5 protein-coding genes and 2 pseudogenes are annotated in these 5367 nt (G+C 70.8%); 4 read left to right on the forward strand and 3 right to left on the reverse strand.

Features of this window, described 5'->3' with window-relative positions:
• Together feoB and x551_RS27595 are read left to right on the forward strand one after the other, a co-directional pair.
• Positions 1-1336: pseudogene (feoB, locus tag x551_RS18045) on the forward strand (ferrous iron transport protein B); the annotation flags it as partial.
• A 13-nt stretch (positions 1337-1349) separates the two neighbouring features.
• Positions 1350-1622: a DUF6587 family protein gene (locus tag x551_RS27595; RefSeq protein ID WP_036233876.1), complete on the forward strand. Its 273-nt coding sequence runs from the start codon at positions 1350-1352 to the stop codon at positions 1620-1622.
• Positions 1623-1650: 28 nt separating this feature from the next.
• Here x551_RS27595 and x551_RS18055 read toward each other — a convergent pair whose 3' ends face one another.
• The gene (locus tag x551_RS18055) at positions 1651-2931 is read right to left on the reverse strand and encodes a DUF3422 domain-containing protein (RefSeq protein ID WP_036233879.1); all 1281 of its coding nucleotides are present in this window, start codon (positions 2929-2931) and stop codon (positions 1651-1653) included.
• Positions 2932-3027: 96 nt separating this feature from the next.
• Between x551_RS18055 and x551_RS23675 the strand changes: the two are divergent.
• Both x551_RS23675 and soxZ read left to right on the forward strand, forming a co-directional pair.
• A pseudogene (locus x551_RS23675) lies at positions 3028-3450 on the forward strand (thiosulfate oxidation carrier protein SoxY); the annotation flags it as partial.
• A gap of 57 nt (positions 3451-3507) precedes the next feature.
• Positions 3508-3804, forward strand: coding sequence for a thiosulfate oxidation carrier complex protein SoxZ (gene soxZ / locus x551_RS27600; protein WP_255343835.1), 297 nt, complete (start codon positions 3508-3510; stop codon positions 3802-3804).
• 26 nt (positions 3805-3830) lie between these two features.
• Here the strand turns inward: soxZ and x551_RS18065 are convergent, their stop codons facing one another.
• Positions 3831-5099, reverse strand: a complete 1269-nt coding sequence (locus tag x551_RS18065) for an FAD/NAD(P)-binding oxidoreductase (protein WP_036233882.1) — start codon at positions 5097-5099, stop codon at positions 3831-3833.
• Between the two features lie 13 nt (positions 5100-5112).
• On the reverse strand, positions 5113-5349 hold the full coding sequence (locus tag x551_RS18070; protein ID WP_343252156.1) for a c-type cytochrome: 237 nt from the start codon (positions 5347-5349) through the stop codon (positions 5113-5115).
• Between the last annotated feature and the right edge of the window lie 18 nt (positions 5350-5367).

Raw genomic sequence — 5367 nt, forward strand, 5'->3', positions numbered from 1 at the left:
ACACCGCGGCCTTGCCCGCGGCGGCCGCACCGGCCCCGACCACCGCCGAACTGCAGCGCGAGGTGCGCCGCATCCTCGCGGTGGCGGCGCCCGGGGCCCTGCAGTTCGAGCGCTTCGACCACCGCATCGACGCCGTGGTGATGCACCCGGTCTGGGGCCTGGTGCTGCTGGCCACGCTGCTGTTCCTGATCTTCCAGGCGGTGTTCTCGTGGGCCAACCTGCCCATGGACGCCATCAAGGACGGCATGGCCTGGCTCGCCGAGCAGACGACGGCCCGCATGGCCGAGGGCCCGCTGCGCAGCCTGCTGGTCGACGGCGTGATCGCCGGCGTGGGCGGCGTGCTGGTGTTCCTGCCGCAGATCCTGATCCTGTTCTTCTTCATCCTGCTGCTGGAGGATTCGGGCTACCTGCCGCGCGCCGCCTTCCTGCTGGACACGGTGATGGGCAAGGTGGGGCTGTCGGGCCGAGCCTTCATCCCGCTGCTGTCGAGCTTCGCGTGCGCCATCCCCGGCATCATGGCCACGCGCACCATCGCGAACTGGCGCGACCGGCTCGCGACCATCATGGTCGCGCCGCTGATGACGTGCTCGGCGCGGCTGCCGGTCTATGCGCTGCTGATCGGTGCCTTCATCCCGGCGCGCGACATCGGGCCGTTCAACGGGCAGGGGCTCACGCTGTTCGCGCTCTACGCGGCGGGCGTGCTGTCGTCGATGGCCGTGGCCTGGCTGCTCAAGCGCTTCTGGATGAAGAGCAGCTACCAGCCGCTGATGCTGGAGCTGCCTCCGTACCGCCTGCCCAGCCTGCGCAACCTGGGCTACGGTTTGTGGGAGCGGGCGCGCATCTTCGTGCGGCGGGTCGGCGGCATCATCTTCGCGCTGACCGTGCTGCTGTGGTTCCTGTCGAGCTACCCGGCGCCGCCCGAAGGCGCCACCGGGCCGGCCATCCAGTACAGCGCGGCGGGCTGGCTCGGGCAGGCGCTGGAGACGGTGTTCGCGCCGATCGGCTTCAACTGGCAGATCTCGATCGCGCTGGTGCCGGGCCTCGCCGCGCGCGAGGTGGTGGTGGGCGCGCTGGGCACGGTCTATGCGCTGTCGGGCAGTGAAGATGCCGTGGCCGACACGCTGATGCCGGTGATCGCGAGCCAATGGTCGGTGGCGACGGCCTATGCGCTGCTGGCGTGGTTCGTGTTCGCGCCGCAGTGCCTGTCGACGCTGGCCGTGGTGCGGCGCGAGACCAACTCCTGGCGCTACCCCGTGCTGATGGCCAGCTACCTGTTCGCACTGGCGTACGTGGCGGCTTCATCACCTACCGCGTGGCGCTCGCGCTGGCGGGCTGAAGGCGAGCGAACGATGCAGCACCTCGTCGTCGGCCTGCTGGTGGCGCTGTGTTCGGTCTATGCGTTGTGGTCGCTGATGCCGACGGCCTTGCGTCGCCCGCTGGCCGGGTGGCTGCTGCGCGTGCCGGGGGTCGGGCAGGGCGGCCCGCTGGCGAGCGTGCTGCATCGCGCGGCGGCCGGGCCCAACGCGTGCGGTTGCGATGGCTGCGATGCCAAGCCCGCGGCTCGGCCGCGCGCCGACGCGGTGGTGCCGATCCGCATCCACCGCAAATCCGGCAGGCGCTGAGAGGCGCACGGCCTCCAGCGCGGGCTGCTCAGCCCTCGATGCGCCGCCGCAGCCGGCGCATGCCCAGCCAGGCGGTGAGCGCGATCACCGGCACGGCCAGCGCAATGACCAGCTCCACCGGCACCGGCAGGTGGACCGCGTGCGCACCCTTGGCCAGGTAGCCCACCAGCCCCACGCCGTAGTAGGTGATGGCCGCCACCGACAGCCCTTCGACCGCCGCCTGCAGACGCAGCTGCAGGTGCTGGCGTGCGTTCATCGTCGACAGCAGCTCGCGCGCGTGCTCCTGCTGCAGCGTCTCGACGCGTGTGCGCAGCAGTTCGCTGGCGCGCGACACGCGCTCCGACAGCGCGCCCAGGCGCCGCGAGGCCCAGGCGGTGGTGGTGACCGCGGGCTTCAAGCGGCGGTCGACGAACTCGCGCACCGTCTGCAGGCCTTCGAGGCGGGTCTCGCGCAGTTCGTCGATGCGCTGCTCGACCAGATCGAAGTAGGCCGACGATGCCGAGAAGCGGCTGTGGTGCCGCGCGTAGGTGGATTCGACCTCGCGCGCGAGCCGCGTGAGCGAATCCAGCAGCCGCGCCTCGTCGGTCGTCTCGCTGCCGGCGCGGGTGTCGGCCAGGCCGGCGAGCTGGCGTTCGAGCTCGTCGAGACGGCGCGTGGTGTCGCGCGCCACCGGCAGGCCGAGCAGCGCCATCATGCGGTAGGTGTCGATCTCGAGCAGGCGCTGCACGTTGCGCCCCAGGCGCCGCGGCGTGATCGCCGGGTTGCCCACGCCCACCAGCCAGCGGCCGTAGCCGTCGGGGTGCAGCCGGAAATCGCTGTAGATCTGCAGGTCGCCGTCGGCGATGTCGGCACCGACCAGCGAGTCGGCATCCAGCCAGGCGTCGACCAGGCCGCGCAGGTTCTGCTCGGGGGCGTTGAGCACCAGCAGGTTGGTGGCGACCAGCAGCTCGCCGGGCACCGTGGACAGCCAGCCGTCCGGCAGGGCGCGGTAGGCCGGCGCGGCGTCGAGCGCCTCGTCGGCGCGCAGCGGGCGCCAGACCGTGTAGCTGACGAACTCGGTGTGGCGCTCCCAGCGCAGGCGGCAGCCCGGCAGGTCGATGCTCAGGTGGTTGGCCTCGGGCGCCGGCAGCGGCAGGTGCAGGTCGCGCAGCAGCGTCTCGAGATGGGCGCGGTCGGCCACCTGCACCTCGGGGCCGGAGACGAAGGCCAGGTGCGATACCGCCAGCGGCGGCTGCATCCGTTCATACGGCCGCGCGTGGACTTCGTTGTGGAGCGCGGTGCGCAGCGGGTGAGGGTGACGGGTCGGCATGGGTCGAGAGTATCCCGCGACTGCCCCTCGACCCGCAGTGGCGTACCTTGTCCCGTAGCATCTCGGACCGACCCTGACGAATCTCGATCACCCAACATGCTGCGTCGCCGTGAGTTGCTCCTTTCTGCCCTGGTGTCCGCCGTGCCGTCGGTGCGTGCTGCCGATCTGCCGTCGTTCCCGCGGGCCGCGTTCGACGCGAAGACCGTGGCCCAGTTGCTGAAGGCGCTCGGCCTGCCGGCGCCGGTGGCCAGCAAGGACGTGCTGCTGCAGGCGCCCGATCTTTTCGAGGACGGCACCGTCGTGCCGGTGACGCTGGGCTGCGCGCTGCCGGGCGTGCAGCGATTGCTGCTCGGCGTCGAGCGCAATCCGACGCTGCTCGCGGCCCTGTTCGAGCCCGGCGAGCCGCTGGAGCCGAACATCGCCATCCGCGTGAAGATGCAGGAGACCTCGAACGTGATCGCGCTCGCCGTCATGAAGGACGGCCGCGTGCTGATGGCGAACAAGGAGGTCAAGATCACGCTCGGCGGCTGCGGCGGGGCGGCCGAGCCGCAGCCGGAACAGTCGGCGCAGCCGACGCTGATCCGCGTGCAGGCCGCGGGGGCCGGCGCCACCGTGCGCTCGCTGATGAAGCACGAGATGGAGAGCGGCCAGCGCAAGGACGGCAGTGGCCGCACGATCCCGGCCTGGCACATCCAGGAGGTGGTGGCGCGCGTCAACGGCCAGCCGGTGCTGACCGCACAGTGGGGCACGGCGGTGTCGAAGAACCCCTTCCTGCAGTTCGGCGTGCGCGGCGTGAAGCCGGGCGACAAGGTCGCGCTGGCCTGGGCCGACAACCACGGCGTCAGGCGCAGCGACGAGGTCGCCGTCGCCTGACGTTCACCCCCGGCCGGCGAGGCGCATCAGCTCAGCGCGTCGGCCCAGATGTTCTTCGCCCAGCCGAGCGCGTACTGCGCCTCGAGCGCATTGCGCTCGCTCGACAGGCCACCGGAGCCGGCCACCGTCTTGAAGGTCTTCTCGGCCTCGACGTACTCGTGCACGCTGGCGACGTGCACCACCAGGTCCGGCGCGACGAAGCTGTAGCAGGTGTTGGTCAGCAGCGGCTTCGGGTTCGGCGCCAGGCCGGAGAGCTCGGACACGATGGCCGCAGCGGCCACCTTGGCATGCGAGTTGGCCATGTGGCCGGACTTGGGCATGCCGGCGGCGAGCTGGATGGCATCGCCGATCACGTGGATGTCCTTCGCGGCGGTCGACTGGAAGGTGAGGTAGTCGACGCCGACCCAGCGCTTGTTGGAGTTGGCCAGGCCGGTCTGCACCGCGATCTGCCCGGCGCGCTGCTGCGGCAGCACGTTCAGCACGTCGGCCTTGAAGTTCTCCTGCACCTCGAACTTGAGCGTGTTGCCCTCGATGCCCACCACCTTGTGCTGCGGTCGGTATTCGATCAGGCCGGGATAGAGCTCGCTCCAGGCCTTCTTGAACAGCGCGCCCTTCGAGGTCACGTCGGGGTTGGCGTCGAACAGCACGACCTTGGACTTCGGCTTGGCCTTCTTGAAGTAGGACGCCACCAGCGCCACCCGCTCGTAGGGCCCGGGCGGGCAGCGGTACGGCGCCTCGGGCACCGTCAGCGCATAGACGCCACCGTCGGGCAGGGCCTCGAGCTGCTTGCGCAGCGCCACCGTCTCGGGCCCGGCCTTCCAGGCCTGCAGCACGCGGCCCTCGGCATGGGCCTCGCTCAGGCCCGGAACGGTGTCGAGCTGCAGCTCGACCCCCGGCGACAGCACCAGCTTGTCGTAGCGGATGCTGCCGCCGCGCGCCAGCGTCACGGTCTTCTTGGCCGGATCGACCGCTGAGACGTAGTCCTTCACGACGGTGATGCCGTGCTGCCTGCGCAGCCCGTCATACGACGTGGCCAGCGACGACAGGTCGCGCGCGCCTTCGAGCACCAGGTTGCTGAGCGGGCAGGAGATGAAGCTGTCGTTGGGCTCGATCAGCACCACGTCGATCTTGTGGTCCGACAGCAGCCGCACGTACTTGGCCGCGGTGGCGCCGCCGTAGCCGCCGCCCACCACCACCACCTTGGCCGATTCGGGCACGTGCGATGTCGCGCAGCCGCCCAACAGCGCCAGCAGGCCGGTCGCGCCGGCACCCTGGATCAATGCACGTCTTTGCATGGCGGTCTCCTCGTCACTTCTGCGCTGCGAAATAACCGGCGATCGCGTCGAGCTGCGCCGGCGTGTAGCCCTTGGTGAGCTGGTGCATGATCGTCGCGGGGCGCTTGCCCTCGCGGAAGGCGGTAAGCCGTTCGACGAGGTAGGCCTTGTCGAGCCCGGCCAGCCGGGCAAGCCCGGCGTCGGTGGACGACGAGCGGCCTTCGGTGCCGTGGCAGTTGGCGCAGGTGGCGGCCCAGCTGCGCACCTGCAGGCGGCGGCGTCCTGGGCC

It is taken from the genome of Methylibium sp. T29 (assembly GCF_000576205.1).
In the GTDB taxonomy this organism is placed as follows: Bacteria; Pseudomonadota; Gammaproteobacteria; order Burkholderiales; family Burkholderiaceae_C; genus Methylibium; species Methylibium petroleiphilum.

Excerpts from the sequence above, each read along its gene's own strand:
- x551_RS27595 (WP_036233876.1), top strand. The coding sequence starts at position 1,350 with ATGCAGCACCTCGTCGTCGGCCTGCTGGTGGCGCTGTGTTCGGTCTAT.
- x551_RS18065 (WP_036233882.1), bottom strand. The coding sequence starts at position 5,099 with ATGCAAAGACGTGCATTGATCCAGGGTGCCGGCGCGACCGGCCTGCTG.
- x551_RS18055 (WP_036233879.1), bottom strand. The coding sequence starts at position 2,931 with ATGCCGACCCGTCACCCTCACCCGCTGCGCACCGCGCTCCACAACGAA.